General features: G+C 62.0%; 24 protein-coding genes. 4 read left to right on the top strand and 20 right to left on the bottom strand.

All coding sequences use genetic code 11. The features are described from left to right. Positions 1 to 9: 9 nt before the first annotated feature. The 17 genes from ccoS to J3456_RS17475 all read right to left on the bottom strand — a co-directional run bounded on the left by ccoS (position 10) and on the right by J3456_RS17475 (position 19,972). Positions 10 to 201 (bottom strand): cbb3-type cytochrome oxidase assembly protein CcoS, encoded by a 192-nt coding sequence (gene ccoS / locus J3456_RS17555; RefSeq protein WP_349581504.1) that lies wholly within the window; start codon positions 199 to 201, stop codon positions 10 to 12. Then, positions 198 to 2,318 (bottom strand): heavy metal translocating P-type ATPase, encoded by a 2,121-nt coding sequence (locus J3456_RS17550; protein ID WP_349581503.1) that lies wholly within the window; start codon positions 2,316 to 2,318, stop codon positions 198 to 200. Before J3456_RS17550 ends, ccoS begins: the two co-directional genes overlap by 4 nt. Then, the gene (locus J3456_RS17545; protein ID WP_349581502.1) at positions 2,315 to 2,791 is read right to left on the bottom strand and encodes a FixH family protein; all 477 of its coding nucleotides are present in this window, start codon (positions 2,789 to 2,791) and stop codon (positions 2,315 to 2,317) included. Before J3456_RS17545 ends, J3456_RS17550 begins: the two co-directional genes overlap by 4 nt. Further along, positions 2,788 to 4,377 (bottom strand): cytochrome c oxidase accessory protein CcoG, encoded by a 1,590-nt coding sequence (ccoG, locus tag J3456_RS17540; protein WP_349581500.1) that lies wholly within the window; start codon positions 4,375 to 4,377, stop codon positions 2,788 to 2,790. The genes J3456_RS17545 and ccoG overlap by 4 nt, the downstream gene beginning before the upstream one ends. 99 nt (positions 4,378 to 4,476) lie before the next feature. Continuing rightward, entirely contained in the window at positions 4,477 to 5,379 is a 903-nt protein-coding gene (gene ccoP / locus J3456_RS17535; protein ID WP_349581499.1) for a cytochrome-c oxidase, cbb3-type subunit III, read from the bottom strand. After that, complete coding sequence (locus J3456_RS17530) at positions 5,379 to 5,564, bottom strand: cbb3-type cytochrome c oxidase subunit 3 (protein WP_349581498.1); 186 nt, start codon at positions 5,562 to 5,564, stop codon at positions 5,379 to 5,381. Before J3456_RS17530 ends, ccoP begins: the two co-directional genes overlap by 1 nt. A gap of 10 nt (positions 5,565 to 5,574) precedes the next feature. Then, positions 5,575 to 6,411, bottom strand: a complete 837-nt coding sequence (ccoO, locus tag J3456_RS17525) for a cytochrome-c oxidase, cbb3-type subunit II (RefSeq protein WP_349581497.1) — start codon at positions 6,409 to 6,411, stop codon at positions 5,575 to 5,577. A 5-nt stretch (positions 6,412 to 6,416) separates the two neighbouring features. Next, a complete protein-coding gene (gene ccoN / locus J3456_RS17520) occupies positions 6,417 to 8,027 on the bottom strand; it encodes a cytochrome-c oxidase, cbb3-type subunit I (RefSeq protein ID WP_349581496.1) in 1,611 nt (536 codons plus the stop codon). A 120-nt stretch (positions 8,028 to 8,147) separates the two neighbouring features. After that, a complete protein-coding gene (locus tag J3456_RS17515; RefSeq protein ID WP_349581495.1) occupies positions 8,148 to 10,595 on the bottom strand; it encodes a GcvT family protein in 2,448 nt (815 codons plus the stop codon). Position 10,596: 1 nt separating this feature from the next. Next, entirely contained in the window at positions 10,597 to 13,059 is a 2,463-nt protein-coding gene (locus J3456_RS17510; protein ID WP_349581493.1) for a GcvT family protein, read from the bottom strand. Between the two features lie 88 nt (positions 13,060 to 13,147). Beyond that, a complete protein-coding gene (locus J3456_RS17505; protein ID WP_132443370.1) occupies positions 13,148 to 13,735 on the bottom strand; it encodes a helix-turn-helix domain-containing protein in 588 nt (195 codons plus the stop codon). 91 nt (positions 13,736 to 13,826) lie between these two features. Continuing rightward, positions 13,827 to 15,092 (bottom strand): ABC transporter permease, encoded by a 1,266-nt coding sequence (locus J3456_RS17500; RefSeq protein WP_349581491.1) that lies wholly within the window; start codon positions 15,090 to 15,092, stop codon positions 13,827 to 13,829. After that, positions 15,092 to 15,895 (bottom strand): taurine ABC transporter ATP-binding protein, encoded by an 804-nt coding sequence (locus J3456_RS17495; protein ID WP_349581489.1) that lies wholly within the window; start codon positions 15,893 to 15,895, stop codon positions 15,092 to 15,094. The genes J3456_RS17500 and J3456_RS17495 overlap by 1 nt, the downstream gene beginning before the upstream one ends. 114 nt (positions 15,896 to 16,009) lie before the next feature. Beyond that, the gene (locus tag J3456_RS17490; protein WP_349581488.1) at positions 16,010 to 17,002 is read right to left on the bottom strand and encodes a taurine ABC transporter substrate-binding protein; all 993 of its coding nucleotides are present in this window, start codon (positions 17,000 to 17,002) and stop codon (positions 16,010 to 16,012) included. A 426-nt stretch (positions 17,003 to 17,428) separates the two neighbouring features. Continuing rightward, positions 17,429 to 18,205, bottom strand: a complete 777-nt coding sequence (locus J3456_RS17485; protein ID WP_349581487.1) for a MetQ/NlpA family ABC transporter substrate-binding protein — start codon at positions 18,203 to 18,205, stop codon at positions 17,429 to 17,431. A 41-nt stretch (positions 18,206 to 18,246) separates the two neighbouring features. Further along, the gene (locus J3456_RS17480; RefSeq protein WP_349581486.1) at positions 18,247 to 18,921 is read right to left on the bottom strand and encodes a methionine ABC transporter permease; all 675 of its coding nucleotides are present in this window, start codon (positions 18,919 to 18,921) and stop codon (positions 18,247 to 18,249) included. Continuing rightward, positions 18,911 to 19,972, bottom strand: a complete 1,062-nt coding sequence (locus J3456_RS17475) for a methionine ABC transporter ATP-binding protein (protein ID WP_349581485.1) — start codon at positions 19,970 to 19,972, stop codon at positions 18,911 to 18,913. Before J3456_RS17475 ends, J3456_RS17480 begins: the two co-directional genes overlap by 11 nt. A gap of 192 nt (positions 19,973 to 20,164) precedes the next feature. On the opposite strand from J3456_RS17475, the gene J3456_RS17470 reads away from it, so the two are divergent. After that, the gene (locus J3456_RS17470; RefSeq protein ID WP_349581483.1) at positions 20,165 to 21,079 is read left to right on the top strand and encodes an MBL fold metallo-hydrolase; all 915 of its coding nucleotides are present in this window, start codon (positions 20,165 to 20,167) and stop codon (positions 21,077 to 21,079) included. Positions 21,080 to 21,426: 347 nt separating this feature from the next. Here the strand turns inward: J3456_RS17470 and J3456_RS17465 are convergent, their stop codons facing one another. The 3 genes from J3456_RS17465 to J3456_RS17455 form a co-directional block, all read right to left on the bottom strand. After that, complete coding sequence (locus J3456_RS17465; protein WP_349581481.1) at positions 21,427 to 21,984, bottom strand: hypothetical protein; 558 nt, start codon at positions 21,982 to 21,984, stop codon at positions 21,427 to 21,429. Between the two features lie 94 nt (positions 21,985 to 22,078). Then, on the bottom strand, positions 22,079 to 22,804 hold the full coding sequence (locus tag J3456_RS17460; RefSeq protein ID WP_349581480.1) for an RlmE family RNA methyltransferase: 726 nt from the start codon (positions 22,802 to 22,804) through the stop codon (positions 22,079 to 22,081). Next, positions 22,804 to 23,922, bottom strand: a complete 1,119-nt coding sequence (locus tag J3456_RS17455) for a Ppx/GppA phosphatase family protein (RefSeq protein WP_067266266.1) — start codon at positions 23,920 to 23,922, stop codon at positions 22,804 to 22,806. The genes J3456_RS17460 and J3456_RS17455 overlap by 1 nt, the downstream gene beginning before the upstream one ends. A gap of 297 nt (positions 23,923 to 24,219) precedes the next feature. Here J3456_RS17455 and J3456_RS17450 point away from each other — a divergent pair, with 297 nt between their 5' ends. The 3 genes from J3456_RS17450 to J3456_RS17440 are packed head-to-tail and all read left to right on the top strand — an operon-like array spanning position 24,220 to position 26,566. Further along, positions 24,220 to 24,516, top strand: coding sequence for a virulence factor (locus J3456_RS17450; protein WP_349581478.1), 297 nt, complete (start codon positions 24,220 to 24,222; stop codon positions 24,514 to 24,516). A 30-nt stretch (positions 24,517 to 24,546) separates the two neighbouring features. Beyond that, entirely contained in the window at positions 24,547 to 25,476 is a 930-nt protein-coding gene (locus tag J3456_RS17445) for a methylenetetrahydrofolate reductase (RefSeq protein WP_349581477.1), read from the top strand. Between the two features lie 10 nt (positions 25,477 to 25,486). Then, positions 25,487 to 26,566 carry a methyltetrahydrofolate cobalamin methyltransferase gene (locus J3456_RS17440; RefSeq protein WP_349581476.1) on the top strand — a complete coding sequence of 360 codons (1,080 nt, stop codon included), beginning with the start codon at positions 25,487 to 25,489 and terminating at the stop codon, positions 26,564 to 26,566. Positions 26,567 to 26,569 lie beyond the last annotated feature (3 nt).

The following is a 26,569-nucleotide window of genomic DNA, read 5'->3' as shown; positions in this document are numbered from 1 at the left end:
CTTCGCGTATCAGGTCGTTTTGTCCGGCCTAGGGTTCTGCCGGTCCTCCCCGCTCGGCGCCTCTCCATTCTCCAGCAGAATCCGCGCGGCGTCGCCTTCCAGATCATCATATTGCCCATTGCGCAGCGTCCAAAGGCAGGCCGCAAGCCCGGCCGCGCCAAGGCAGATGGAGACGGGGATCAGAACGATCAGGATATTCATCGGCGCACCGCATTCAAAACCACGAGGATAGAGGAAGACGACATCACCGCCGCCGCCATCAGCGGGGTGGCAAAGCCCATGACCGCCACCGGGATCGCGACCGCGTTATAGGCCGCGGCCAAGGCCAAGTTCTGCCGTATGCGGCTGCGCGCCCGCCGCGCCAGACGCAACGTATCCTCCACACCAGAAAGATCACCGCCCAGCATCACCCCGTCCGAGGCGACCCGTGCCGCATCCAGTGCCGTGGCAGGCGCGAGAGAGGCATGCGCCCCGGCAAGCGCCGCCGTGTCATTCAGCCCGTCGCCCACCATCAGCACCCGCCTGCCCTGCGCAGCCATATCGCGGACCAGATCGGCCTTATCCTCTGGCCGGACGGCGGCATGGACCGTTGCAATGCCCAATGTTCGGGCCAAGATAGCCGCCCGCTGCGCCGTATCGCCGGTGACCATGGCAACCTCCAGCCCCCGCTCTTGCAGCGCGCTGACCGCTTCTGCGGCACCGGCGCGGGGTGTCTCAATCAGCGGCAGAGGGATGGAACGCTCCGGCAGGTGCAACTCCGGCCCGTCCTGCCCCCGGCGCAAGGAAACCGGCGCGCCGTTCCACAGAGCGTTGACCCCCTGCCCCGGCACCTCTCTCACTTCACGCAACTCGGAAGGTATATGACCCTGCAGCGCCGCCGCCAAAGCGCGTGACGCCGGATGGTCCGACGCCTGCGCGAGGGCAAGTGCCACCGAAGCGGCTACCGCATCAAGCGCGGGCAGACGCGCCACGCCTTCGGTCAGGGTGCCGGTCTTGTCGAACAGAACCGTGTCGATCTCGGCCAAACGCTCCAGCGCCGTGGGGGATTTTAGCAGCACGCCCGCGCGGAACAAACGCCCCGTCATCGCCGCCGTCACCGCCGGAATGGCCAGTGCCAAGGCGCAGGGGCAGGTGATGATCAGCGTCGCCGTGGCCACCGCATTCGCTTGATAGAGGTCCCCCGTCAGCCCCCACCAAACGGCGAAGGCCAGCGCCGCCAGCCCATGCACCACCGGCGCGTAAAGCCGTGCTGCACGGTCCGCGATCCCGCTGTAGCGGTGCTTGCCCGTTTCGGCCACTTCGACGAGGGCCGCAAGGCGGCGCAGGGTGCTGTCCTCGGCCCGGCGGGTGACGCGCAGGTTCAGCGGCGCACCGAGGATCACCTCGCCCGCACAGATCGCCCCGCCTGCCGCCACGGCAAGGGGGTCGGCCTCTCCGGTCAGGGCGGAACGGTCCACCATCGCGGCCCCTAGGGCGATCCCATCCACCGGGGCGCGGGTCCCGGCGGCAAGGGCGATCCGGTCGTCGGGCATTAAGGCGCTCACCTCCACCGTCTCACGGCCCTTAGCGGTCAGCCGGGTGGCGCGCGGCAGTTCCAGCGCCGTCAATTCCGCCGCGGCAGAGCGCGCCGTCGCCCTTGCGCGGTGCTCAAGATAGCGGCCCACGAGCAGGAAAAAGGTCAGCGACAGCGCCGCGTCGAACCATGTATGCGCCCCCGTGGCGGCAAAAGTCTCATAAAGTGAAGTCGCTGCCGCCAGCAGGATCGCCAGCGCAATCGGCACGTCCATGTTCATCCGCCCGGCCCTTAGGGCGCCCCCTGCCGAGGCAAAGAACGGCACCGCGGAGAAGGCCAAGGCAGGCAGCGCGATGGCCGCGGAAACCCAGTGAAACATCTCTCGCGTGATATCGCCCGCCCCGGACCAGACCGCGACGGAAACCGCCATCACGTTCATCATGGCAAAGCCCGCGACGGCAGCACGGGCCAGCAGTCGGCGGCCCGTGTCATCCCCCGCAGGGCGCAGGGCGGTTGCATCCAATTCATGTGCCTCGAAGCCCGCATCGTTCAACGCCTGAAGTGCCGCGCTGGCGTCATGGCCGGGCATCAAGACGATCCGCACCCGTTTGGCCCCAAGGTTCACCCGCGCAGTTTTGATCGACGGCAGTTTGGCCAAAACCCCCTCGACCCCCGCAATGCAGGCCGCGCAGCGGATCTGTGGCAAGGCAAGGTGAAGCGCCTCGTCGTTCTCCGCAAGCCGCTGCGCCGCGGCCTCGGCCGAGGGGGCGGCTGCGACACAGCCCGGACAGGCGGCGATAGTCATCGTGTCACCCGCAACGGAATGCGGCGGCGAAAGAGTGTGCCATCGGTGGCGCGCATTTCGATCCGTAGGTTCCAATTGCCAGCGCCTGCGGTGACCGGTGCCACCCATGCATGGCCATCCCACGCGAAGGCAGGCGTCATGTCATCCGCCACAGTGGTCGCACGGCCCAGTGTCGCCGCGATGATTTCGGGCCGTACCACCGCCTTCCCAGCGTCCTGCACCGCCAAGCGCAGCGCGGTGGCGGTCAGCTTTGTTTCAACCATCCATCCCAACGCCTCTTGCGCCGCGCGGTCCGTGTCGAAATTCTGCGAGGCGATGTAGCTCGACTCGGTTTCCTTGCCCGGAAAGGTGCGCACCGCGTTGAACGCAAGCGCGAGGTTCACCGCGATGATGATCGAAAAGCCGCCCACGAAGATCGCCAGCACATGCCAGCCTGTGAGGGGGCGTTGCCTTTGCAACTCTGCTGCGGTCATTGGCTATCCTTTCCATTGAAAATCGTATCGCCAAAGGCCCGCTCGCCCGAGCGGGCATCTTCGACCCAGAACCGCAGATTGCTGCGCGGCGCGGCGGCGGCGTTACTTTGGGCCGGGGCGATCACATAGACCCGTTGCAGGCGGGTGGAGTCGGCGGGGACAGTAACCACCGGACCAAGCGCGCCTTCGACGCTCAGGTTCAAGCCATGGTCCCCCGCGAGAGACAGCCGGAACGCCCGCGCCTCCCCATGTTTGTTGCGCAGACGGATGTCATAGGCGTTGCGGATCGATCCGTCCGACAGGGTGACGAAGATCGGGTTGCGCACGGGCGCGATGGTCATGTCGATCTCTGGCCGGATGAACAGGGCCACGACAAGCACCACGCCTATGGCGGCCCAAGCAGCGGTGTAGATGAGCGTCCGAGGCCGGAAGACGTGCTGCCAAAGCGGCTTGGGTTGCCACGGAGGCGCGTTGGCCCCGGCGACATCCCCCGCCGGTGTTTCGGCAAGGCCCGCCACGGCGGCGCTTGCCTTAGGCGCAGTGGGCGGCTCATCATCCAGCGCGAGGTAGTCGATCAGCCCGCGCGGGCGGCCGATCTTGGCCATCACATCGTCGCAGGCGTCGATGCAGAGCGCGCAGGTGATACATTCCATCTGCTGGCCTTCGCGGATGTCGATCCCCATTGGGCAGACCGCCACACAGGCGTTGCAATCGATGCAATCGCCCAAGACCTCTCCATCCCGCGATTGGCGGTCGCCTGCGGTGTTTTTGTCCAGCGCCGCGCCGTAGCGCGCCACCGCATTGCTGCTGCCGATCGCCTCTGCCGCCGCTTTCTGACGTTTCACCCCGCCCTTGCCGCGCGGCTCCCCCCGCCATTTGCGGTAACCGACGGTCAGCGTTCCGGGGTCCATCATCGCACCTTGGATCCGGGGCCAAGGGCACATGTAGATGCAGACCTGTTCACGCATGAAGCCGCCAAAGATAAAAGTCGTGGCGGTGAGCACGGCAATGGTGGCATAGGCCACGGGGGTGGCTTGCAGGGTCACGAGGTCGCGCGCCAGACTGGGCGCATCGGCAAAGTAAAAGACCCAAGCCCCGCCCGTGGCCAACGCGATCAGCAGCCAGACCAGCCATTTGCCCCCCCGCAGCCGCGCCTTGCGCAGGCTCCACGGCGCGTTGTGCAAACGAATTCGGGCGTTGCGGTCGCCCTCAATCCAGCGTTCGACGGTCATGAAGAGATCGGACCAGACGGTTTGCGGGCAGGCATAGCCGCACCAGACCCGACCCAGAGCGGAGGTGAACAAGAACAACCCCAGCCCCGCCATGATCAGCAGCCCGGCCACAAAGTAAAACTCATGCGGCCAAATCTCGATCCAGAAGAAATGGAAACGGCGGTTGGCGAGATCGACCAGAACCGCTTGGTCCGGCAGGTTCGGCCCCCTGTCCCAGCGGATCCACGGGGTGACGTAATAGACCCCTAGCGTGAGGATCAGGATCACCCACTTCAACCGTCGGAAAAAGCCGCTCACCCGGCGGGGAAAGATCGGCTCTCGTGCGGCAAAAAGCGGGGGGGCGGCGTTGGACATCGGCGGTATGCTCCGGGGGGTTGCGTCTTGCGGCCTACACCCGCGGGGCGCACGCCGCTTTGATCTGCATCAATCCGCAGATCATTTTGTCATACCTGCTTAGTCGGCAGCTGCGCCCTCGGCAGCGACTGCGGCCTCGCCGCCGCCCAGACCGTGGACATAGGCGGTCACAGCGCGCACCTCGGCCTCGCCCAGGCGGGCCTGCCATGGCGGCATGACCCCCATGCGGGGCGCTTTGAGTTGCCGCAGGATCGCATCATGGCTGCCGCCGCGCAGCCAGATCGCATCGGCAAGGTTCGGCGCGCCCATCTCACGGTCGCCAAGGCCACGCTCCCCATGGCAAGCGCTACAGTTGTCGGCAAAGACTTCCGCTCCCGCCCGCGCCGCGCCCGCGTCATGCTCAAGCCCCGACAGGCTGCGAACGAAATGCACGGTGGCGTTGAGATCGGCCTCTTCCATCCAGTCAAAGGGCGGCATTTCAGAGAAGCGCGCGTCGGGGTCATCCTCGTTACGGATACCGTGGCGCACGGTATAGGCGATCTCCTCCATCGAGCCGCCCCAGAGCCAATCGTCATCCAAAAGGTTGGGGTAGCCCGAGGCCACGACACCCCCCGCCCCCGCGCCATGGCATTGAGAGCAATTGGCCGCAAAGACCGACCGCCCGGCCTGTGTCGCGAAACGGTGCAGAACTTCGTTGTCCTTCAGCACCGCCAGATCGATGGTCACGAGGCTCTCCGTCAGATCGGCGTTCGACAGGTCCACGCGGGCGATTTCGGCGGCGACCTCACCGCGGGTGGAATAGCCCAAAAGCCCCGCCGTAGCGCCCGAGACCATCGGCCAAGCGGGATAGAGGATGGTATAGATCACGCCCCAGACGACGGTGGCGTAAAAGGTCCAGAGCCACCAGCGCGGCAGGGGCGTATTTAACTCTTCGATGCCGTCCCAATTGTGACCGGTTGTTTCGGTGCCAGTTGCAGGGTCGATTTTGCGCTCGTCAGTCATTAGCTGGCTCCGTCATTGCGGGCTTGATTGGGCTCATCGCCGCGAAAGGGCACGGCGGCGGCATCGTCGTGCAGGGCGCGCGCGCCGGGGCGAAAGGCCCAAGCAATGACGCCGAGAAAGATCAGCGTCAGGATCAAGAGCGCCCAGCTGTCGGCCAGTTCGCGCAGGAAGGAATAGGTGTCCATTGCGGTCTCCTCAGCGGTTGGCGTCGGGCACGAAGGTCGAGAAATCGACCAGCGTTCCGAGCATTTGCAGATAGGCGATCAGAGCATCCATTTCGCTGATGCCGGGCTGCCCGTCGAAGTTGCGCACCTGCGCGCCGGGGTAGCGTTCGAGTAGCGCGTCGTAGTCCCCCATGGGATCGACCTGCACCCGGAAATCGCCACGGACATTCGCGATCATCTCATCACTATAGGGCACCCCAACCGTCCGGTGGGTCGCCACCAGATCGGTCACATCCTCAGGCTCAAGCTTGGCGTCCATCAGAAAGGCGTATTTCGGCATCACGCTTTCCGGCACGACCGACTGCGGGTCCATCAGATGATCCACATGCCACTCATCCGAATAGCGCCCACCGACCCGCGCCAGGTCCGGCCCGGTGCGTTTAGAGCCCCATTGGAACGGGTGGTCGTACATCGATTCCGCGGCAAGGCTGTAGTGGCCATATCGTTCGGTCTCGTCGCGCATCGGGCGGATCATCTGGCTGTGGCAGGTATAGCAGCCCTCGCGCACATAGATTTCCCGCCCCGCCAGTTCCAGCGGCGAATAGGGGCGCATGCCCTCGACCTCTTCGATGGTGTTCTCCAGCCAGAACAGTGGCGCGATTTCGACGATCCCGCCGATACTGACCACCCCGAGCGAGGCAATCAGCAGCAGGGTCGCATTGCGCTCGAACCGCTGGTGAAAGGTGATCGTCTGCGTCTCGGGCGGCAGTTCGTTGGGGATTTTGCCCGTCTTCACGCCTCCGCTGGCGGTCACCACCTTGGGATCGTCAGCGGGGTCATAGTTCGGGCTGTGGGGGTTCTTGGCCATTGATCTTACTCCGCTGGCAGGGCGACGGTGACGGGGCGGGCTTGCGGGGCGCGGATGGTCATCCACATGTTCCAGACCATCACCGCACCCCCCGCGAGGTACAAAACCCCGCCCAGACCACGCACCACATACATCAGGAATTTGGCTTCGACGGTGTCGGCAAAGCTGTTGACGAGGAAGCCATTGGCATCGACCTCACGCCACATCAGCCCCTCCATAATGCCCGAGACCCACATCGACGCCGCGTAGAGAACGATCCCAAGGGTCGCGAGCCAGAAGTGCAGGTTGATCGCCGCCATGGAGTGCATCTGCGCCCTGCCCCAGAGCCGTGGCGTCAGGAAGTAAAGCGCGCCAAAGGTGATCAGCCCATTCCAGCCAAGCGCGCCGGAATGCACATGGCCGATGGTCCAGTCGGTGTAGTGGCTGAGGCTGTTCACCGCGCGGATCGACATCATCGGCCCCTCAAAGGTCGACATGCCGTAAAAGGCGAGCGAGGCGACAAACATGCGGATGATCGGATCGGTACGGATCTTGTCCCACGCGCCTTCGAGCGTCATCAGACCGTTGATCATGCCGCCCCAGCTGGGCATCCACAGGATGATCGAAAACACCATCCCCAGTGTCGCCGCCCAATCGGGCAAGGCGGTGTAATGTAGGTGGTGCGGCCCGGCCCAGATATAGAGAAAGATCAGCGCCCAGAAGTGGATGATCGACAGCTTGTAGCTATAGACCGGGCGGCCCGCCTGTTTCGGCACGAAGTAATACATCATCCCAAGGAAACCGGCCGTCAGGAAGAAGCCCACCGCGTTATGGCCGTACCACCACTGCGTCATGGCGTCCTGAACGCCTGCAAAGACCTGCACCGATTTAGAACCCCAGATCGACACCGGGATGGCGAGGTTGTTGACCACATGCAGCATGGCCACGGTGATGATGAAGGCTAGAAAGAACCAGTTCGCCACATAGATATGACGCTCGCGCCGCTTCAGGATCGTGCCGAAAAACACGGCGAGGTAGGTCAGCCAAACGATGGTCAGCCATATGTCGACGTACCATTCCGGCTCGGCATATTCTTTGGATTGCGTGGCCCCCAGCAGATAGCCTGTCGCCGCCAGCACGATGAAAAGCTGATAGCCCCAAAAGACGAACCACGCCGCGTTCCCACCCCAGAGCCGCGCCGAAGAGGTGCGCTGCACGATGTAGAACGACGTGGCGATCAAGGCATTGCCACCAAAGGCAAAAATCACCGCGCTGGTGTGCAGCGGGCGCAGCCGGCCAAAGTTCGCATAGGGCTGCGCCCATTCGATATTGAGCGCAGGGAAGGCGAGCTGAAAGGCGATGAAGGTGCCGACCAGAAACCCCACCACGCCCCAAAAGGCGGTGGCAATCACGCCATAGCGGATCGGGCCATCCATATAGCCCTGCGGCGCCATGGACGCGGCGGGCCGTGCATCCTGAACCGGCATGCGGCGCAACTGCCAAAAGAACAACCCCGCCGCCACCAGCATGATCAGCAGGGCATGGACCATATAAGCCGGATCGCGCGCCCAATCCGCCCCGAGTGCTGCAAAGAACACTATAAGCGCAAGCACGATCAACTTGAGCGTATCGACCATATTCCGAATCCCTTCATCTTTGGGAGACGGATCGCATGCCGCCCATGCCCCCGCTTTGATCTATGTCAAAGAGGGCGGCATAAGCCTGCGAAGGGCGCGGTTTTTAGGCGGGCGCGCGGCTCAGCTTTTCGAGCGCGCCCCGCTGGGATCATACATCGGTTTCAGGCTCGCCTCGGCCTTGATCCGGCGGCCCGCGACGTCGATCTCATAGGTCGAGCCCAGCAGATCGGCGACGCTTTCCCCGTCGCAGGGCACATAGCCCAGCCCGACCGCGCCGCCCAAGTGATGCCCGTAATTGCCCGAACTGAGATAACCCGCGAGTTGCCCGTCCCGCAGGATCGGCTCTGCGTGATACAGCAGCGGCTCCGGGTCCGTCAGACGGAATTGCACCATCCGCAGGCTCAGACCCGCCTCCTTCTTGCGCAACACCGCGTCGCGGCCAATGAAATCGGGTTTGTCGGTCTTCACCGCAAAGCCCAAGCCCGCCTCTAGCACATGATCCTCGCAGGTGATGTCATGGCCGAAGTGGCGAAAGCCCTTTTCGATCCGGCAACTGTCCATCGCGTGCAGCCCGCAGAGTTTCAGCCCATAGGCCGCGCCTGACTCGATCAGCGCCTCAAAAACATGGGCCGCCATTTCGGTGCTGACGTAAAGCTCCCAACCCAGTTCGCCCACGTATGACACGCGGTGCGCCCGGGCGAGGCCCATGCCAATCTCGATCTCCCGCGCCATGCCGAAGGGGTGCGTTTCGTTAGAGAAGTCATTGGGCGATATCGCCTGCAACACCTCCCGCGCCTTTGGCCCCATGATGGCGAGGACCGCTTCACCCGCGGTCACATCCGTGATCACAATGAGGCGCTCGCCCGCATGGCGGCGCAGCCATGTCTCATCCGCCAGCCGCGTCGCGGCGGGAGTGACGACGAGAAAGGCCGTTTCGCTGAGCCGCGTCACGGTGACATCCGCCTCGATCCCGCCGCGGGGGTTGAGGAACTGGGTATAGACGATTTTGCCCACCGGCACCGCCATCTGCGCGCCGCAGAGATGGTTCATGAAAGTCTCGGCCTCGGGCCCCTCGACCCGGATTTTGCCGAAGGACGACATATCATAAAGCCCGACGCCCGTGCGGACGGCGGCGTGTTCGGCGGCTTGGTTGTCGAACCAGTTCTGCCGCCCCCAAGCGTAGCGGTATTCGCGCTCTTGGCCTGCATCCGCAAACCAGTTGGCCCGCTCCCAGCCCGCGAATTCGCCCATGACCGCGCCATGCTCCAGCAAATGCGCGTGCACCGGGCTGCGCCGGATGCCCCGCGCGGTCGCCTTTTGGCGATAGGGAAAGTGATCGGCATAGAGCAGGCCCAGCGTTTCAGTCGACCGCGTCGCCAGATAGGTCTTATTTCCCTGAAACGTCTGCATCCGCGCGATGTCCACGTCACCCAGATCAAAGGGTTTTTGCCCGTCGTCCATCCATTGCGCCAGCGCCATGCCTGCGCCGCCCGCCGATTGAATCCCAATGGAGTTGAACCCGGCGGCGACCCAGACATTGTCCATCTCAGGGGCCTGACCCAGGTGATAGGCATCATCGGGGGTGAAACTTTCGGGACCATTGAAAAAGGTGTGAATCCCCGCGTCCGCCAGCAGCGGCAACCGTTTGACGGCCATCTCAAGGATCGGCTCGAAATGGTCGAAATCCTCGGGCAGTTGGTCAAACTCGAAACTCTCGGGAATACCCTGCAGCGCCCATGGTTTGGCGACAGGCTCAAACGCACCAAGCAGGATTTTGCCCGCATCCTCTTTGTAATAGGCATATTCATCGGGGACCCGCAGCACCGGCAATTCGCGCAAGGAGGGAATGGCTTCGGTGACGATATAGAAATGCTCGCAGGCTTGCAGCGGCACGTTGCTGCCCAGCATCCGGCCCACGTCCCGCCCCCACATGCCCGCGCAATTGATGACATGCTCGGCCTTGATCTGCCCCGCGCTGCCATCCTCCCCGGCCCAATCTACTGCTGTGACCCTACGCCCCGCACGCACCACGCCGGTGGCCTTGACCCGCTCCGCCACAATCGCGCCACGCGCCCGCGCGCCCTTGGCCAACGCCAGTGCAATATTGGCCGGATCGCCCTGCCCGTCTTTCGGCAGATAGACCGCGCCGGTCATGCCTTCGGTTTCTACATGGGGATACTTGGCGTGCACTTCCGCGGGGGTGATTTCCTCAACCTCCACGCCAAAGGCGCGGGCCATGGCGGCCTGACGCAGGATTTCCTCGCGCCGCGCGGGCGTCAGCGCGGCAGTAATCGACCCCACGCGCTTGAACCCCATGGCGACCCCGGTTTCCGCCTCAAGCGCGCCGTAGAGTTCTTGGGAATATTTCGCCAGCCGCGTCATGTTCTGGGTCGCACGAAGCTGCGCGATCAACCCTGCCGCGTGCCATGTGGTGCCAGAGGTAAGTTGTTTGCGTTCCAACAACACGACATCGGTCCAGCCGAGCTTTGTCAGATGGTACGCGACCGAACAGCCGATCACGCCACCGCCGATGATTACGGCGCGGGCTTTGGAAGGCAGTTGTACCATTTCAGACCTCCTGCGCGCGGATGCGGGTGTTTTCACTGTCCCAAAGCGGCGCGTCGGGCTGCACCGTGGCGCGGTAGCTCTGGCCAAAGATTTCCACCGTGAGGTCCGTGCCCGGCACGGCAGCCACGGCCTGAACCACCCCGAGGGCGATGGAGGCATCGACGCGGTAGCCATAGCCGCCGCTGGTCACCTCACCCACGGCATCTCCGTTCTGGCGCAGTGTGGCCATCGCTGGCGCGTCTTGTGGATTGCCCTCAACGACCAACGTGACGAAGCGCCGCTGCGGCCACGCCGCCCGCTCGGCAACCAGCGCCGCTTTGCCTGGAAACGCCTGCGGTTTCTCCAATCGGATGAACCGTTCCAACCCGGCCTCCAACAGGGTGTATTCTTGCGACAGGTCGCCTTTCCAGGTGCGGTAGCCTTTTTCAAGCCGCATGGAATTGAGCGCGAACATCCCGAAAGGCACGGCCCCACCCGCGATGACCGCATCATAGATCGCGGGCATATCCAAGGGCGCCGCGTGAATTTCCCAGCCCAACTCGCCTGCGAAACAGACCCGCGCGAGCAGCGCGGGTTTGCCCTGCACCGATGCCTCTTGATGGCTGAGCCAAGGCAGTGCCAGATCGGCATCGGGGGCCAGTGGTGCCAAAAGCGCACGGGATTTCGGGCCACAGAGGATCAGGGTCGAGACCGCATCCGTCCGATCCGTCAGGCTGATCGCCCCCCCTTTGGGCAACGCATCGCGCAGCAGTTCAAAGTCATGCCATTGCGCGGGGGCGGCGGTGATCAGGGTGAAGTCATCCTCCTCATGGCGCAGGATCGACATTTCGGTCAACACCCGCCCCCGGCTGTCGGGGAAATAGCCCAGTGTCATCCGCCCCACTTTGGGCAGCGCGCCTGCAATTCGCCCCAGCAGCCACTCCGCAGCGCCCGGTCCCGCCAGCGCAAAGCGTGAGAAACCGGGCAGGTCCAGCACGCCGACATGGTCGCGCACCGCCTCGACCTCCGCCCGGACCCGGACGGCCCATGGGCCAGCCCTGTCCCATGTCTGGGTCGCCACTTCCGAAGTATCATCGCCGGGTTTCGCGAACCAATTCGCCCGCTCCCATCCGTTGTAAGCGCCCATCTGACCGCCCGCCGCGCGCAGGCGGTCTTGCAGCGGCGACAGTTTCTTATCGCGCCCCGCAGGCCATGCGTGATGCGAGAAATGCATCGCATATTCATGACCATAGGTCTCTAGCGCCTTGGCGAGGGTGAAGTCGTGATCGGCATGGGCAGTGAAGCGGCGCGGGTCGACATCCCACATGTCCCACTCCGTCTCACCCGCCATGATCCATTCGGCCATGACCTTGCCCGCGCCGCCGCCCTGCGCGATTCCGAAGGTAAAGCTATGCGCCTCAAAGGCATTCGGCACGCCGGGCATCGGGCCGAGCATCGGCAAGCCATCAGGCGCATAGGGGATCGGCCCGTTGATCACCCGCCCCACACCGCTTTGGCCCAAAAGCGGCATCCGCGCCATGGCGTCTTCGATATACCATTCCAGCCGGTCTAGATCGTCGGGGTAGAGCTGAAAACTGAAATCCTCGGGCATCGGATCGTCGGGGGTGATCCAATGGGCCTTGCAGTTGCGTTCATAGGGGCCGAGGTTCAGACCGTTCTTGTCTTGGCGCAGGTAATAGGAACTGTCCACATCGCGGACCATCGGCATTTTGTGGCCCTTTTCGGCGGTCCATGCGGCAAGCTCAGGAATTTCTTCGGTCAGGAAATACTGATGGCTCATCACCACCGCAGGCACCCGGCGGCCGCCATGGGGGCGGAACCATTCGCCGACCCGCTGCGCGTAATAGCCGGCAGCGTTGACCACCTTCTCGCAGCGGATATCGCCTTTTTCGGTATGGACGATCCATTCGTCCCCATCGCGATCTATGCCGGTGGCGGGGGTAAAGCGGTGAATTTCCCCCCCGGCCTCCCGCGCGCCTTTTGCAAGGGCCTGGGTCAGTTGTGCCGGGTCGATGTCCCCATCCAAGGGGTCCCACAACCCGCCCGCGAGGTCATGTAGCTCTACAAACGGGTTATGCTCTTTCAGCTCCGCGGGGGTGCACATCTCCATCCCCAGCCCCTGCGCGCGGGCCATGGAGGCGACATGTTCAAACTCCTGCATCCGTTCACGGCTATGGGCCAAACGCAGCGCCCCGGTCACGTGGTAGTTGATCGGATAGCCCACCGCCTCGCCCAAGCTGCGGTACATCTCGAGCCCGTAGCGCTGCATGTTCATCACCGCCCATGAATTTGAGAAATTGGGGCAGTTGCCCGCCGCATGCCACGTGGAGCCAGCGGTGAGTTCGTTCTTTTCAAGCAGGACGCAATCGGTCCAACCCGCACGGACAAGGTGGTAGAGGGTTGAGACCCCAACCACGCCGCCCCCAATGATGACGACCCGCGCCGTTGTTGGAAAATCAGCCACGTTCAGCTCCTCTCGCCAAGCACTGCCAAAGGCTGACCAACGGCGCCCCCAGTCAGTTTGAAACCATTTGAATTGATGAAAACCCGGTTCAGTAAACCGGCGGAGAGATCACCCAGACCACCACAGCGGGCGTGTCGTAGGGGTTGTCCCAAGTGTAATATTCGCCCCGAATGCGAAAGCTGTCGCCGGGGCAGACGGTAAAGCTGCGCTCTGCAATCTTCAGGTTCAACCGGCCCGAGATGACAAAGCCCACCTCCTGCGTTTCGCGCATGACGGGCGCCTCCAGCCCCGAATAGGCGGCGAAGGTCGAATGGATGACCTCGAAACTGTCGGTCAGATCGGGGGAAAGCAACTCTTCCGTCAACCCGTTGGCCGCACTTCCCATGGCCCGCCGTGCCCCGGCGCGCACGACATAGCCGCGTTCTTCGGGGGTCACTGTCGCTTCGCCAAAGAGCAGAGAGACCGGCACGTCCAAGATCTCGGCCATGCGTCGCAGATCTGAGATGGAGGGGGTCGAGATATCGCGTTCGACCTGACTGACCCAGCCAACGGAACGGTCCAACGCCTCGGCCATATCGGTCAGGGTCAGCCTGCGCCCCTTGCGGATCGCGCGTAGATCGGCCCCCAGTGAGCGCGGCGCCGTGGCCTCGGCCCCCTGCCTTTTCGCTCTGGTCATGTGAAAATATCCTCCATTTTTTCACTGTGGCGCGGAATCCGGCGTCTGGCAAGTGTTTCTCCTCAAAAGCAAAGGACTGGGGCGGGCGGGGTTAAGACCGCCCTTTCCAAGGCACCAGCAGCCGCTCGGCCTTGCGCATCAACATGTCGATGCCAAAACCGATGACGCCAATCAGGATGATCCCCATCAGAACGATGTCGGTCAGCTGGAATTTGGAGGCGACCATGATCATCATCCCAGCCCCCTTTTCTGCGGCCACCAGTTCGGCGGCCACCACCGTGCCCCAGCAGACGCCCATCGCCACCCGCGCCCCGGTAAAGATCTCGGGCAGAGAGTTCGGCACGATCACATGGCGCATGATCTGCGCCTTGGACGCGCCAAGCGAATAGGCCGCGTGGACCTTGGTGATATTCACCCCCGACACGCCCGACCGCGCAGCGATGGCCATGATCCATAGGGCCGCAAGGAACAGCAGGATGATCTTGCCCACCTCGCCGATGCCCGCCCAGATGATCACCAACGGAATCAGCGCAAGCGGCGGCACGGGGCGCATGAATTCGACAATCGGATCGAACCAGCCGCGAAACCAGCCCGACAGGCCCATGGCATAGCCCAGCGGAATGCCCACCAGCGCCCCAAGGGCAAAGCCCACGACAACGCGGAAAAGCGAATAGCCCAAATGCTCCCACAGGGTGCTGTCCCGGTAACCTTGGCTGGAAATCTCACCCAACCGGGCGACCACGGCCTCAGGTGGCGGCAGCCAAATCGGCTCCATCTGCCAGCCCTTCGCAGGCTCAAAATTAAGCGTGCCCTTGGGCGACATGCCGACGCGGCCAAAATCAGTCAGCACCTCCCCACCCGGCACGATCTGCTGGCCGTTCACCGCGACGACGCGGTGCCCGACATCGCGGCCCTTGTCGTCATTCTTATCGACGCGCAAAAGCCCCGACCGCCATGCGCCGATGGTGAAAGCATCATTCTTGGCCCAGCCTTCCCCGGGATCGACCTGCGGCGTGTCGGCGTTTTCACCCACGGGATGCACCAAGACGGTGATCGTCGCATCATCGCGGCTGCCGTCTTCGACCTCTGCAGTATAGGTCAGCTCGGCCAGCCCCTCAAAGGGGCCGGGCGCATGCAAAAACCGGGGCAGCAGCGACGAGCCGGTAAAAGCGCCCCACAGCAAAAAGATCGTTAGGATCGAGATTACGCTGGCGGTGCGGTTCGAAGTGACAGCACTTTCATCGCCAAAGGTGACGGTCTTGCGCGCAACAAACCCATTCGCAGTCTGGTCGACGGCAAGACGCACCAGAAAGAATGAGACGGCGAAGATAACAATATAAATCAGTAGGATAACCATTATGCGTCCTCCGTCCGGCCCATAATCTCTTCTTCCATGTCCCAGATCATACCAAGGATCTCTTCGCGTCTTTCGGCGAATTCGGGATGCTTCTTAACCTCGCGCAGATCGTGGCCCACGCCCAAATCGGCAAAGGGCAGACGGTATTCGCGGTGAATGCGCCCCGGTCGCGGCGCCATGACCAAGAGCCGCTCGCCCAGCAGCAGTGCCTCTTCGACCGAATGGGTGATGAGGATGATGGTCTTGCCCGTCTCTTTCCAAAGCTTCAGCACAAGGCTTTGCATCTTTTCACGGGTCAGGGCATCAAGCGCGCCCAAAGGCTCATCCATCAGGATCACGTCGGGATCATTTGCTAGACAACGCGCCAACGCCACCCGCTGTTGCATCCCGCCGGAAAGCTCATAGATCGCCTTTTCCTTGAAGTCCCGCAGCCCGACGATGTCGAGCAGGTGGTCGACCTCGGCCCCATATTGTTTTTCGCTCTGCCCCTTCATCCGAGGGCCAAAACTCACGTTCTCGCGCACCGACATCCATTCAAACAGCGCACCCTGCTGAAAGACCATGCCCCGCTCTGCATCCGGCCCGGTCACGTTGTGGCCATTCAAAACGATCTTGCCCGAGGTTGGCGCAAGAAAGCCCGCAACGATGTTCAGAAGCGTCGTCTTGCCACAGCCCGAAGGGCCCAGCACTGACATCAACTGGCCTTCGGCAAGGTCAAGCGATACGTTTTCAAGCGCCTGTACGTGACCGCCATTGGGCAGGTCGAACCGCATCGACAGATTTTCGATTTTTAGTCCCGACATGCCGCCCCGGTGCCCCCTGTTATTTTTGTAAGGCCGCCCCCCGCCCTGCCCGGCTCTTCGGCTACAAAGAACCGGGCAAAGACGGAGGGCGGCCCCTTATTGAGCCGTCTTAACTTACATTTCGCCTGCGGCTTGCAACGGACCGGTGTTGACCGCGTCGTCGTAGCTGTCGAGTGCCGCGTCGATCGCGCCCGCTTCGACAAAGACATCGGCGACGCCTTTCATGAACTCCTGCGCGCCACCGCCGAGCCATTTCTCTCCCATCTGATCCTCAACCGAGGGGAAGGTGAAGGTCGCGATCGTTTCCATCGTGGCGTCTTCGTCCATGCCGGCGTCCTTGGCGATCACGGGCAGCATCTTGGCTTGGTTGGCCTCATCGGCCCACATGGCATTCGCTTCTGCCGTGACTTTTAGGAAAGCAGACACCGTATCGGAATTTTCAGCCACCCAAGACGCCGGGCCAGAGGTCACGTCGAAAACGAGAATGCCCAGCTCTTCTTTCTCGGCGCCGGTCATAAGGATATTGCCATGCTCCAGCATCCGCCGCAGAGAGCCACCCCAGCCGCAGGCCATATCGACCGAGCCCTGCGCGATGGCTGCAGCGCCATCAGGCGGCGCCATATCGACCACATCAAGCGACCCAACATTCACGCCGAAGTGGCTCATTTGTTTGAGAAAACCGTAGTGTGCAGCGGTGCCGAGCGGCACTGCGACCTTCTTGCCTGCCAGTTCCGCAACGGAAGATTTATCAATCTCCAACTCCTCCCGGATCACGCAGTTATCATTCTCGGAATAGCTGACCGCGACATCGAGAATCTGAATATCTTGCCCCGCCGAGGTCGCCACCACGAAGGGCGGCACGCCTTGGCTTACCGACATATGCACATCGCCCGACGCCATCGCCGCCGACATGGCGGTGCCGGAATCGAAGCTGACCCAATTCACACTGGTGCCGAGTGCTTCGTCATACATTCCTTCGGCCTTGGCGTATTGGAACGGCATCGGCCATTCGAGGAAATACCCCACGGTCAAATCCTGCGCGGCAGATTGGGTGACACCCATCACAAGCAGGCTGGCGGCGGTGCCCATCAGTTTCACGGTCTTCATGATATTCTCCCTAGGTCTGTTATGGTCGCTTCTTCTAATTGAACGTCCCGTCCACATGTTTCGCGACCATCGGCCCTTGTCAGACATCAGGAAGGGCAAGCCCCGGGTCATGTGAAAAAACCCTTCGTCATTTCACGATACGGGTGGAATTGAACTTTTCAACAAAATTCTCACGCCGCAACGCAACATAATTTCCATGTTAATGAGTTTGCGTAGAATTTAGCCGCGGACAGTTTTGCCCCTCGCAACGATAGACGAGATCTATGCGGTATTCCTAAACAGAAATTTAATTGTTTTGGCCGACCGTCAGACTCAACCGATCTGGAGAGGGAGTCTTAACCTGGCGAAAAGCGCCCCTTTGGGGCTATTGTGATCTTGACCCGCGCGGGGCGGGTCAAGTCTGTCGTGATACTCTGAAAGCCGCGTTTACCAGGAGGTGATAACGGTGCCCTGATAGCTTTCATCGATGAAGGCTTTGATTTCATCGGAATGATAGGCCTTGAGCAGTGTCTCAACCCATGCGGCTTCCTCGTCGCCTTTGCGCACGGCGATGACGTTCACATATGGGTTCTCGGCGCTTTCCATCGCGATGGAATCTTCCTTGGGGCTCAGACCCGAGGCAATCGCGTAGTTGGTATTGATCAAAGCCGCATCCAGATCGGCCAGCGACCGCGGCAGTTGGGCGGCATCAAGCTCTTTGAAGGACAGGTCCCTGGGGTTCTCGGTGATGTCAAGCACGGTCGGCACCAGACCTGCGACCTCATCAACTTTGATCAGGCCCAGTTCTTGCAGAACCAGCAGCGCGCGGCCACCGTTTGTAGGGTCGTTCGGGATGCCGAATGTGGCCCCTTCTTCCAGATCGGCAAGCGCCGTGATCTTGTCGGAATAAACACCCATGGGGGTCGTGATGGTGTTGCCTACGACGCTCAACTCAAAGCCGCGGTCTTTCATCTGCGCTTCAAGATAGGGCACGTGCTGGAACGAGTTTGCCTGAATGTCGCCATCGGCCAGCGCTTGGTTCGGGACCACGTAGTCAGAGAATTCGACCACGTCGATGTCCAAGCCCATCGGCTCGGCGATGCGGGCGACTTCTTCCATGATCTCGGCGTGTTCGCCGGGGGAAACGCCGACTTTGATTTCCTCGGCGGCAAGACCGGTGGCCATCAGCGCCAGAACGGAAGTGAGTGTCGTAAGACGAAGCATAGTAGTCTCCTTAGATTGAGAGAGCGGGTGTAAGGCGCGGCCTATTGGCCGCTGCTTTTGGTGGCCCGTTTGTCCACGGCGCTGGCGACACGCTCGCCAATGGACTGAACAAGCTGTACCAAGACGATAAGGATGATCACGACGATTGCCATGACGTCAGGCATAAACCGTTGATATCCATACCGAATACCAAGGTCTCCCAGCCCTTCGCCCCCTACGGCCCCGACCATGGCGGAATAGCCGATCAGGCTGACAATCGCCAAGGTCAGGCTCAGCGTGATGCCGGGGAGCGCTTCGGGCAACAGCACTTTGCGGATGATCTGCAGCGGGGTCGCGCCCATGGCGCGGGCGGCTTCGATCAAGCCGGAATCGACCTCACGGATCGCGTTTTCCACCAAACGCGCGATGAAGGGGACCGTCGCAATGGTCAGCGGCACAATGGCCGCCGTGGTGCCGATAGAGGTGCCAGCGACCATGCGGGTAAAGGGAATGATCGCCACAACGAGAATGATAAACGGAACGGAGCGCGTGGCGTTCACCACCAGCCCGAGCACCTTGTTCACCCAAGGCGCGGACAGCAGTTCCCCGCGTTGCGAGGTGGCCAGAAACAGCCCCAGCGGGAGGCCAAAGACCGTGCCAAGGATCGCGGATACCGCCACCATATAGAGCGTTTGCCCCGTCGCTTCGATCAAAAGGTTAATCAGATTAGCCGACATAGCCCAGCACCTTCGTCAGAAGCCCGTGTTGTTCCAAAAAGGCGCGCGCTTGGGCGGCCTGCGCCACCGGCAGAGACACCAGCAGGTTGCCGAAGGGCCGGGTTCCGATCTCTTCGACAGCGCCCGCAAGGATATTGACCGGAATGCCCATATCCTGCGTCAGCCGCGCCAACATCGGATCGGTGGCATGGGCGCCTGCAAAGGTGACGCGGATCACCTCTTCGCCGCCCGTTGCAGGGGCGGTTTGGGTCAGCCGTTCTTTGACGAAAGCAGGCAGGGTGACGCCGGTCACGCCCGAAAGGAAGGACCGCGTCGTCGCGTGTTGCGGCGCGGTGAAAATGTCATAGGTGGCCCCATGTTCGACGATCCGGCCCGCGTCGATCACCGCCACATGGCTCGCGATGTCGCGTACCACGGCCATCTCATGGGTGATCAGCAAGATCGTCAGCCCCAGATCGCGGTTAATGTCCTTCAAAAGCGACAGAACCGTTTGGGTGGTCTCAGGGTCCAGAGCCGAGGTTGCCTCGTCCGAGAGCAGCACCTTTGGCCCGGTGGCCAAGGCGCGCGCAATGCCGATCCGCTGCTTCTGTCCGCCCGAAAGCTCTGCTGGATAGCGCCCCGCCTGCGCGCTCAGCCCGACCCGGTCGATAAGGTCCGCCACACGCGGTTTGATCTGCGTGCTCGGCATCCCGGCCACTTCGAGCGGCAGCGCGATATTGCCCGCCACGCTACGTGAAGACAGCAGGTTAAAGTGTTGAAAAATCATGCCAACGTCACGTCGGATCGCGCGCAACTTGCCGCCTTTGGCGGTGCCGACATCCTCACCGCCGACCAGTACCTTGCCGGTGGTCGGGCGTTCCAACCCGTTGACCATGCGCAGCAAAGTCGACTTGCCCGCCCCCGAACGCCCGATGATCCCGGTGATTGAGCCCGGTGCCACGTCGAGGGATATCCCCTCAAGTGCATTCACGGTCGCCCCGCCTGCTTTGGTAAAGGCCTTGCCGACCTTGTCAAAGGCGATCGAGGCACCTTCTATTGTGATATCAGTCATTTTCCGTCCGGGTCGGGGTGGGTTTCGAGTGGTGTCCCCTAGATAGAACCCCTGCCCCCGATGCAAGCCACGATCATGCATAGCTGCCTTGTTTTGCACACTTATCTCTTGCCGGGGCATTCGCCCCTTGTGCCGTCATCCGATGAGGATAGTTATATTCATGAATCGGAATGAATGCGGGGAGGGCATAAGATGAAGGTCAACAGACGGACGGTGCTGGCAGGGATGGGCGCGGCGGCCCTTGCCCATGGCCCGCTGCGTGCCTTTGCCCTAACCTCTGCTCAGTTCGGTGGGTATGAGTTTGTCAGTGTGAGCGACGGCAATCTGGTGCTTCCGCGGAGTTTCTTTTTTGAAGGTTTGCCGCAGGAGGAACTGGCGCAGGTTTTGGCGCCTTTCGAGCTCCCTCAAGACCAGTTGGCGCCGCCCTGCAACCTGACGCTTTTGCGCAATGAGGACCGTGTGATCCTCTTCGACGCGGGCGCTGGTCCCGCCTTTATGCCGTCGGCCGGGTCGCTTTCAGAAAGTTTGGACGCCGCGGGCGTCGCCCCGGAGGCGGTGACCGACGTTGTTTTTACCCATGGCCACCCGGATCACCTTTGGGGCGTGCTGGACGATTTCGACGATCTGGTCTTTCCAAATGCGCGCTACCACATGGGTCAGGTCGAATGGGACTATTGGCGCGATCCGGCGACCGTGGACACAATCGGCGCAGCCCGCGCCGCCTTTGCCGTCGGAGCCGCGCGGCGGTTGGCGGTGATCGAGGACCGGGTGACCCTTTTCTCCGACGGCGATGAAAAGCTGCCCGGCATCGTGGCACAGGCGAGTTTCGGGCATACGCCCGGGCATATGTCGTTCCTACTGGGCGGCGGCAGTGACGCGCTGATGATCGGCGGCGATGCCATCGGCAACCACCATCTCGCCTTCGCCCGGCCCGGTTGGGCCAGCGGCTCGGACCAAGGCCCCGAACGCGGCGCCAAGACTCGGCAGCGGTTGCTGGAGCGGCTGGCGGATGAACAGATCTGGCTGATGGGGTTTCACCTGCCGCAGGGCGGTCTGGGCCGGGTTGAACGCCGTGGCGAGAGCTATCGTTTCGTCGGAGCTGAGTAGTGAAGCGGCTAGCTTGCATTGCCTCCCTGCTGCTCGCCTAATACGCCACGACCAGTAAATATTGCGGACAGATACCCCGGCTCGCCGATCTACGACAAACCCTATGCGGTCGTCCCCGGCGCGCGCTCTGCCATGGGCGCGACCGCACCGCAAACCTATGAAAACGCGAGCCATAACAACGACCTAAGCTTCATCGCGACCGGCGACGGGGTTGTTTCGCTGTATTCAATAATCCCATACTTCACTGTCATGTTTCGATAGTCCTTGCCAGGGCACTCTTAAGCAGCAGTTCGGTCCCGCGAACCCTAAGGATCCGATGACAGATCACGCCCACGCAAAATGTGACATCAGAAAAAGGCAGCCGCTTCCAACTCTACCGTGATTACCCCGATAATCGCGCCGTTGGATGGTTCTGTAATCGGCATCGAAACGCGGCTTTGATGCACTTTGGAGCTCTCATCAATGGCCACTTGATCGATTACGAACATCCCCGATGGGGGCGTGAAACGATTGCTGTTCTTGGGCTTGCCGCCTTTGAAATAGACCGATGCGGTGCCGCTGGTGACCACGGTCAACCCATAGGCATCAAGCAGCGCCACTTCGGCAATCTGACCTTTGGCGCGGGCAATCTGCGCCGCTAAGAAGGCGGCGGCGACAGGGGCCTTTGCTTGGCTTTTCGGGGTGGCCTGCGCGGTCACTGCCGCAGACGCGGCGGCCAAGACATTCATCTCACGGTGTCGTTGGTTCTGCTGGGCAATCGCGTCCACGATGCGGGCATCATTGACCCAAGACAGCAGATCCCGGTCGATATAATCGTTCAGCGCCCAAGGCACTTCGGACGCGGTAACCTTGAGCCCGGAACACAGGATGAAGATGAGCGATACAAGTGGCAAATGTCGAAGCATCGGGGAGCCCTCATGAGGTTGGCGGCGCAAAGACCGCGGGAGAGCTACACCCTAGCGTTCGATTGGTTTACGCCTCATGAACGGCGATGGCCGCTTAAACCTCTTCGCCCTTAAACCCCGTTGCCACAACGAATTTCTCTGATGAATCCGGTCGGCTTGCGGGCGGTTTGATATTGGCAACCTTGGTGAAACGGCGCTTGAGCAGCTTTTGCAACTCGCCCTCCGCGCCCCCCGCCAGCACCTTGGCCACGAATGTGCCGCCCTCTTCCAAAACGTCGAAAGCGAAATAGGCCGCTGCCTCGCAGAGCGAAATAATGCGCAGGTGGTCGGTCTGCTTGTGCCCCGAAGAGGCCGCCGCCATGTCGGACATGACCACATCCGCCTTGCCGCCCAGCCATTCCTTCACCTTGATGTCTGCGTCGTCTTCCATGAAGTCGAGCTGGTGCAGCTCGCAGCCCGCGATCGGCTCCATCTCTTGCAGGTCGACGCCCAGAATGGTGCCCTGCGCCTTGCCCTTCTTCTCGCCCAGCACATTGCAGCGTTTGACCGCGACCTGACACCAACCACCCGGCGCGGCGCCAAGGTCCACCACCCGTGCACCGGGGACAAGAAAACGATATTTATCGTCTAGTTCCATAATCTTATAAGCCGCCCGCCCGCGATAGCCTTCGGCCTGCGCGCGTTTGACATATGGATCGTTCAATTGCCGCTGCAACCAGCGGGTCGAACTGAGCTTGCGCCCGCGTGCGGATTTCACCTTGACCTTGAGGTCACGCTGACCGCGCCCCGAGGTGTTCTTTCCGTCCGGTGTCTTGGCCATCAAAAGACCCCTTCTTCTAATACGCCATCGGCGCTCATCTGTGCATATAGCAGGCCTTCGCGCAGACCGCGATCCGCAACTGACAACCTGTCGGTCGGCCAGCAGCGCATCAAGGCTTGCAGGATCGCAGCCCCCGACATGATCAGGGCGGCGCGGTCTTGGCCGATCCGCGGGTCCGCGCGACGTCCACCCGGCCCCATGGCGATATAAGAGTGGATCACCTTGTCGATCTGCGCACTGGTCATGCTGAGGCCATCGACCTTGGTGCGGTCATAGCGCTTCAGGTTCAAGTGGCTTGCCGCCACGGTGGTCACAGTGCCCGAGGTCCCGACGATCTGAAACCGCTTTTGCGACTGGATCGTCTGATAGGGCGTGAAATCGGTGAGGTTCTCTTCGAAAAACCAGCTCATCAGGGCGAAACGCGCGGCATCGTCTTCGACATCAGAGAATTGGTCGCGCAGCGTCGCCACGCCCAGAGGCACGCTGATCCAATCTACTACCCGTGCGGCGGGCACATCAGATTTCGCCTGATAGAAGCCGCCCTGAAGCCGCATGATCGACCGGGCGCGATCCGCCCGAGGGACTTTGGAAATGTCGATCCAGACCAACTCGGTCGAGCCGCCGCCGATGTCCACAACCAGCAGGTTCTCCGTCTTGCGGCTGACCAGCGGCGCGCAAGAGATCACGGCAAGTTGGGCTTCTTCCTCGGGGCGGATGATATCGAGCTTGAGACCCGTCTCGCGCTGGATACGGCGCATGAACTCTGCGCCGTTTTGCGCGCGGCGACAGGCTTCGGTCGCCACAAGTCGCATGTTTTGCACCTTGTTGCGGCGCAATTTCTGCTGACAAATACGCAATGCTTGGATGGTGCGCGCCATCGATCCGCGCGACAAACGCCCGGTTTTTTCCAAACCGGCACCCAATTGTACCGATTTTGAGAAACTGTCCACCACATGGAAACCGCTGCCACGAGGCTGGGCGATCAACATGCGGCAGCTATTTGTACCCAGATCTAGGGCCGCATATAGCTCATTAGATCTGGGCGGAACTGGCGCGGGGCTCAGAGCCGGGATGTCTTTGTCGAGCGCACCCGCACCTTTGGGACGCTGTGGCGCCATGGTTACGCGCCTTTCATATCGAGTTGCCCCCAAGGTATTCCCTGCGCCGGGCCGGTGCAAGTGGTCGCAGTGCCTTGGGCCAATTTCCGCGGCGTCCTGCGCCATGCCCCTACCTTTCGGCATCTCAGGACCACCTCACAATCATCTTGAGAATAATGGGGGCGCAGGGCCCTCGTGATGGCCCGCCCGATGAGCTATCACGAGCCCCAAGTCGCGGATGGGTCGTGTTTCGTCGAAAAACGGCCCTGTCCTGACCGCGACGCTCGTTAGACAGGTTTAAACCGGAGGAATCGTCCCATGCCCGCAGTCACCATCGTTTACTGGCGCGATATCCCCGCTCAGGTGATCGTCGGCAAGGGCCGCCGTGGGTCGAAACGCCCCCTGCCCGAACGCTTTGAACAGGCGATTGACCGCGCGGCGATGAAGATCGGCGCCGAGGATACCGACGCTTATCTGGCGGAATGGCGCAAGGCGGACCCCTTTGAGGTTGAAGGCGATCCCGATGCCATCGCCGACGCCGAAGCCGCCCGGATCGACGCGGAATACGACCGCGACCGGATTAAGCAACTGATTGACAACGACGGCTGGGCATAGCCTGCCAGCCCTATGATCAAGGACACGCTCATGGCACTTTTGAACTTCCGCAAAAAGGAAACACCGGCCCCGCAGGCGCCGGTGGCCGAAGTCGAGGCGCTGTTGAAAGATTATTCGATCGAGGTGATGCCCCGCACCGCCGAGAAGGTCGAGGATTTTCGCGCCCTGCTGCCAGAGGGCACCCGTGTTTATATCGCCCATATCGATGGCACCCCGATCGAGGATATGGTCGCCACCGCCGCGCGGCTGAACGCCGATGGCTTCAAAGTCATGCCGCATTTCCCGGCCCGCATCATCAAAGATCGCGCCACGCTGGCCGACTGGATCGCCCGCTATCAGGGCGAAGCCGATGTGCGCCAAGCGCTGTTGCTGGCAGGCGGTGTCACCGCGCCCGTGGGCGACTTTACCGACAGCATGCAGCTGATGGAGACGGGGCTTTTCGACGAGGCCGGATTCACCCGGTTGCATGTCGCCGGCCACCCCGAAGGCAACCGTGATATCGATGCCGACGGAGGCCGTCTGAACGTTGATGCCGCGCTGAAATGGAAGAACGATTTCCAGACCCGCACCGACGCCGAAATGGCCATCGCCACGCAATTTTCCTTTGACGCAGAGCCGATCATCGAATGGGCCAACAGTCTGAAAGCTACGGGCATCACCCTGCCCATTCATATCGGCATCGCAGGGCCTGCCAAGCTGCAAACGCTGATCAAATTCGCCATTGCCTGCGGCGTCGGCCCCTCGCTCAAGGTGCTGCAAAAACGTGCGATGGACGTCACCAAGCTGCTGTTGCCCTATGAGCCCGCAGATGTGATCAGCGACCTGGCCGCCTACAAAGCGGCCCACCCGGATTTTAACATCACCCATGTGCATCTTTTCCCGCTGGGCGGGATCAAAAGCAGCGCCACATGGGTCCAAGAGAATGGCGGCGCCTCTGGGGTGCCCGCCGACGCATCCTAAAGGAAGTTACATGACCAGAACCGTCATCGAATCCAAGACCAAGACCGCCGTCATCGGCTTTGACGAGCCGTTTTGCGTGATCGGAGAGCGGATCAACCCCACGGGCCGCAAGATCCTCAGCCAAGAGCTAGAGCGAGGCGATTTTTCGCGGGTCGAGGCCGACGCCATCGCGCAGGTTGCCGCTGGGGCCACGGTTTTGGATGTGAACTCGGGCGCGGTCTTTTCCAACAAAATGGCCGAAGACCCACGCTATGCCGACAACAACTTTGTCGAGCCGATGCTGATGCCGGAACTGATCAAAGTGGTGCAAAATGCCGTCGACGCGCCGATCTGTATCGACAGCTCCGTGCCCGGCGCGCTGGAGGCGGGGCTTGAGACCTGCGAAGGCCGTCCGCTGCTGAACTCCGTCACCGGAGAGGAAGAGCGGCTTGAGCTCGTGCTGCCGCTGGTCAAGAAATACAACGTGCCCGTGGTGGCGATCTCTAACGACGACACCGGCATTTCCGAAGACCCGGATGTGCGCTTTGCCGTGGCCAAAAAGATCGTCGAACGTGCCGCCGATTTCGGCATCCCCGCCCATGACATCGTGGTCGACCCGCTGGTCATGCCGATTGGCGCCATGGCAACGGCGGGCCATCAGGTCTTTACCCTTGTGCGCCGCCTGCGCGAAGAGTTGGGCGTGAACACCACCTGCGGCGCCTCCAACATCTCTTTCGGTCTGCCCAATCGTCACGGCATCAACAACGCCTTCCTGCCAATGGCAATGGGTGCTGGCATGACAAGCGCGATAATGAACCCGGTGGCCGTGCCGCTCAACGCCACCAAGATCGCCGAGAAGCGCGCCGAGATGGCCGCCGCGGGGATCATCCTGCCCGAAGAGATGGATGACGAGACCTTCGTGACGCTCTTCAATCTGGGATCAACCAAGCCCCGCCCGGGCAAGGAGATGGAGGCCATCCGCGCCGCCAACTTCCTCTTTGACCGTGACCCCCATGGCAGCGCATGGATCGAGTTCAACAAGGTCGCCCCCAAAGCCGGTCAAGAAGGCCGAGGCCGCGCGGGCCGCACCGGCGGCCGCCGCCGCCGCTGAGCC

Source organism: Sulfitobacter sp. NFXS29 (assembly GCF_040148765.1).
GTDB lineage: Bacteria > Pseudomonadota > Alphaproteobacteria > Rhodobacterales > Rhodobacteraceae > Sulfitobacter.
Note: the sequence above shows the minus strand (reverse complement) of the source record. Positions and strands in the feature narration are given on the sequence as shown.

Bases quoted from the DNA above. Each gene is read 5' to 3' on its own strand.
- ccoS (WP_349581504.1), bottom strand. From the start codon at position 201: ATGAATATCCTGATCGTTCTGATCCCCGTCTCCATCTGCCTTGGCGCG.
- J3456_RS17550 (WP_349581503.1), bottom strand. From the start codon at position 2,318: ATGACTATCGCCGCCTGTCCGGGCTGTGTCGCAGCCGCCCCCTCGGCC.
- J3456_RS17545 (WP_349581502.1), bottom strand. From the start codon at position 2,791: ATGACCGCAGCAGAGTTGCAAAGGCAACGCCCCCTCACAGGCTGGCAT.
- ccoG (WP_349581500.1), bottom strand. From the start codon at position 4,377: ATGTCCAACGCCGCCCCCCCGCTTTTTGCCGCACGAGAGCCGATCTTT.
- ccoP (WP_349581499.1), bottom strand. From the start codon at position 5,379: ATGACTGACGAGCGCAAAATCGACCCTGCAACTGGCACCGAAACAACC.
- J3456_RS17530 (WP_349581498.1), bottom strand. From the start codon at position 5,564: ATGGACACCTATTCCTTCCTGCGCGAACTGGCCGACAGCTGGGCGCTC.
- ccoO (WP_349581497.1), bottom strand. From the start codon at position 6,411: ATGGCCAAGAACCCCCACAGCCCGAACTATGACCCCGCTGACGATCCC.
- ccoN (WP_349581496.1), bottom strand. From the start codon at position 8,027: ATGGTCGATACGCTCAAGTTGATCGTGCTTGCGCTTATAGTGTTCTTT.
- J3456_RS17515 (WP_349581495.1), bottom strand. From the start codon at position 10,595: ATGGTACAACTGCCTTCCAAAGCCCGCGCCGTAATCATCGGCGGTGGC.
- J3456_RS17505 (WP_132443370.1), bottom strand. From the start codon at position 13,735: ATGACCAGAGCGAAAAGGCAGGGGGCCGAGGCCACGGCGCCGCGCTCA.
- J3456_RS17500 (WP_349581491.1), bottom strand. From the start codon at position 15,092: ATGGTTATCCTACTGATTTATATTGTTATCTTCGCCGTCTCATTCTTT.
- J3456_RS17495 (WP_349581489.1), bottom strand. From the start codon at position 15,895: ATGTCGGGACTAAAAATCGAAAATCTGTCGATGCGGTTCGACCTGCCC.
- J3456_RS17490 (WP_349581488.1), bottom strand. From the start codon at position 17,002: ATGAAGACCGTGAAACTGATGGGCACCGCCGCCAGCCTGCTTGTGATG.
- J3456_RS17485 (WP_349581487.1), bottom strand. From the start codon at position 18,205: ATGCTTCGTCTTACGACACTCACTTCCGTTCTGGCGCTGATGGCCACC.
- J3456_RS17480 (WP_349581486.1), bottom strand. From the start codon at position 18,921: ATGTCGGCTAATCTGATTAACCTTTTGATCGAAGCGACGGGGCAAACG.
- J3456_RS17475 (WP_349581485.1), bottom strand. From the start codon at position 19,972: ATGACTGATATCACAATAGAAGGTGCCTCGATCGCCTTTGACAAGGTC.
- J3456_RS17470 (WP_349581483.1), top strand. From the start codon at position 20,165: ATGAAGGTCAACAGACGGACGGTGCTGGCAGGGATGGGCGCGGCGGCC.
- J3456_RS17465 (WP_349581481.1), bottom strand. From the start codon at position 21,984: ATGCTTCGACATTTGCCACTTGTATCGCTCATCTTCATCCTGTGTTCC.
- J3456_RS17460 (WP_349581480.1), bottom strand. From the start codon at position 22,804: ATGGCCAAGACACCGGACGGAAAGAACACCTCGGGGCGCGGTCAGCGT.
- J3456_RS17455 (WP_067266266.1), bottom strand. From the start codon at position 23,922: ATGGCGCCACAGCGTCCCAAAGGTGCGGGTGCGCTCGACAAAGACATC.
- J3456_RS17450 (WP_349581478.1), top strand. From the start codon at position 24,220: ATGCCCGCAGTCACCATCGTTTACTGGCGCGATATCCCCGCTCAGGTG.
- J3456_RS17445 (WP_349581477.1), top strand. From the start codon at position 24,547: ATGGCACTTTTGAACTTCCGCAAAAAGGAAACACCGGCCCCGCAGGCG.
- J3456_RS17440 (WP_349581476.1), top strand. From the start codon at position 25,487: ATGACCAGAACCGTCATCGAATCCAAGACCAAGACCGCCGTCATCGGC.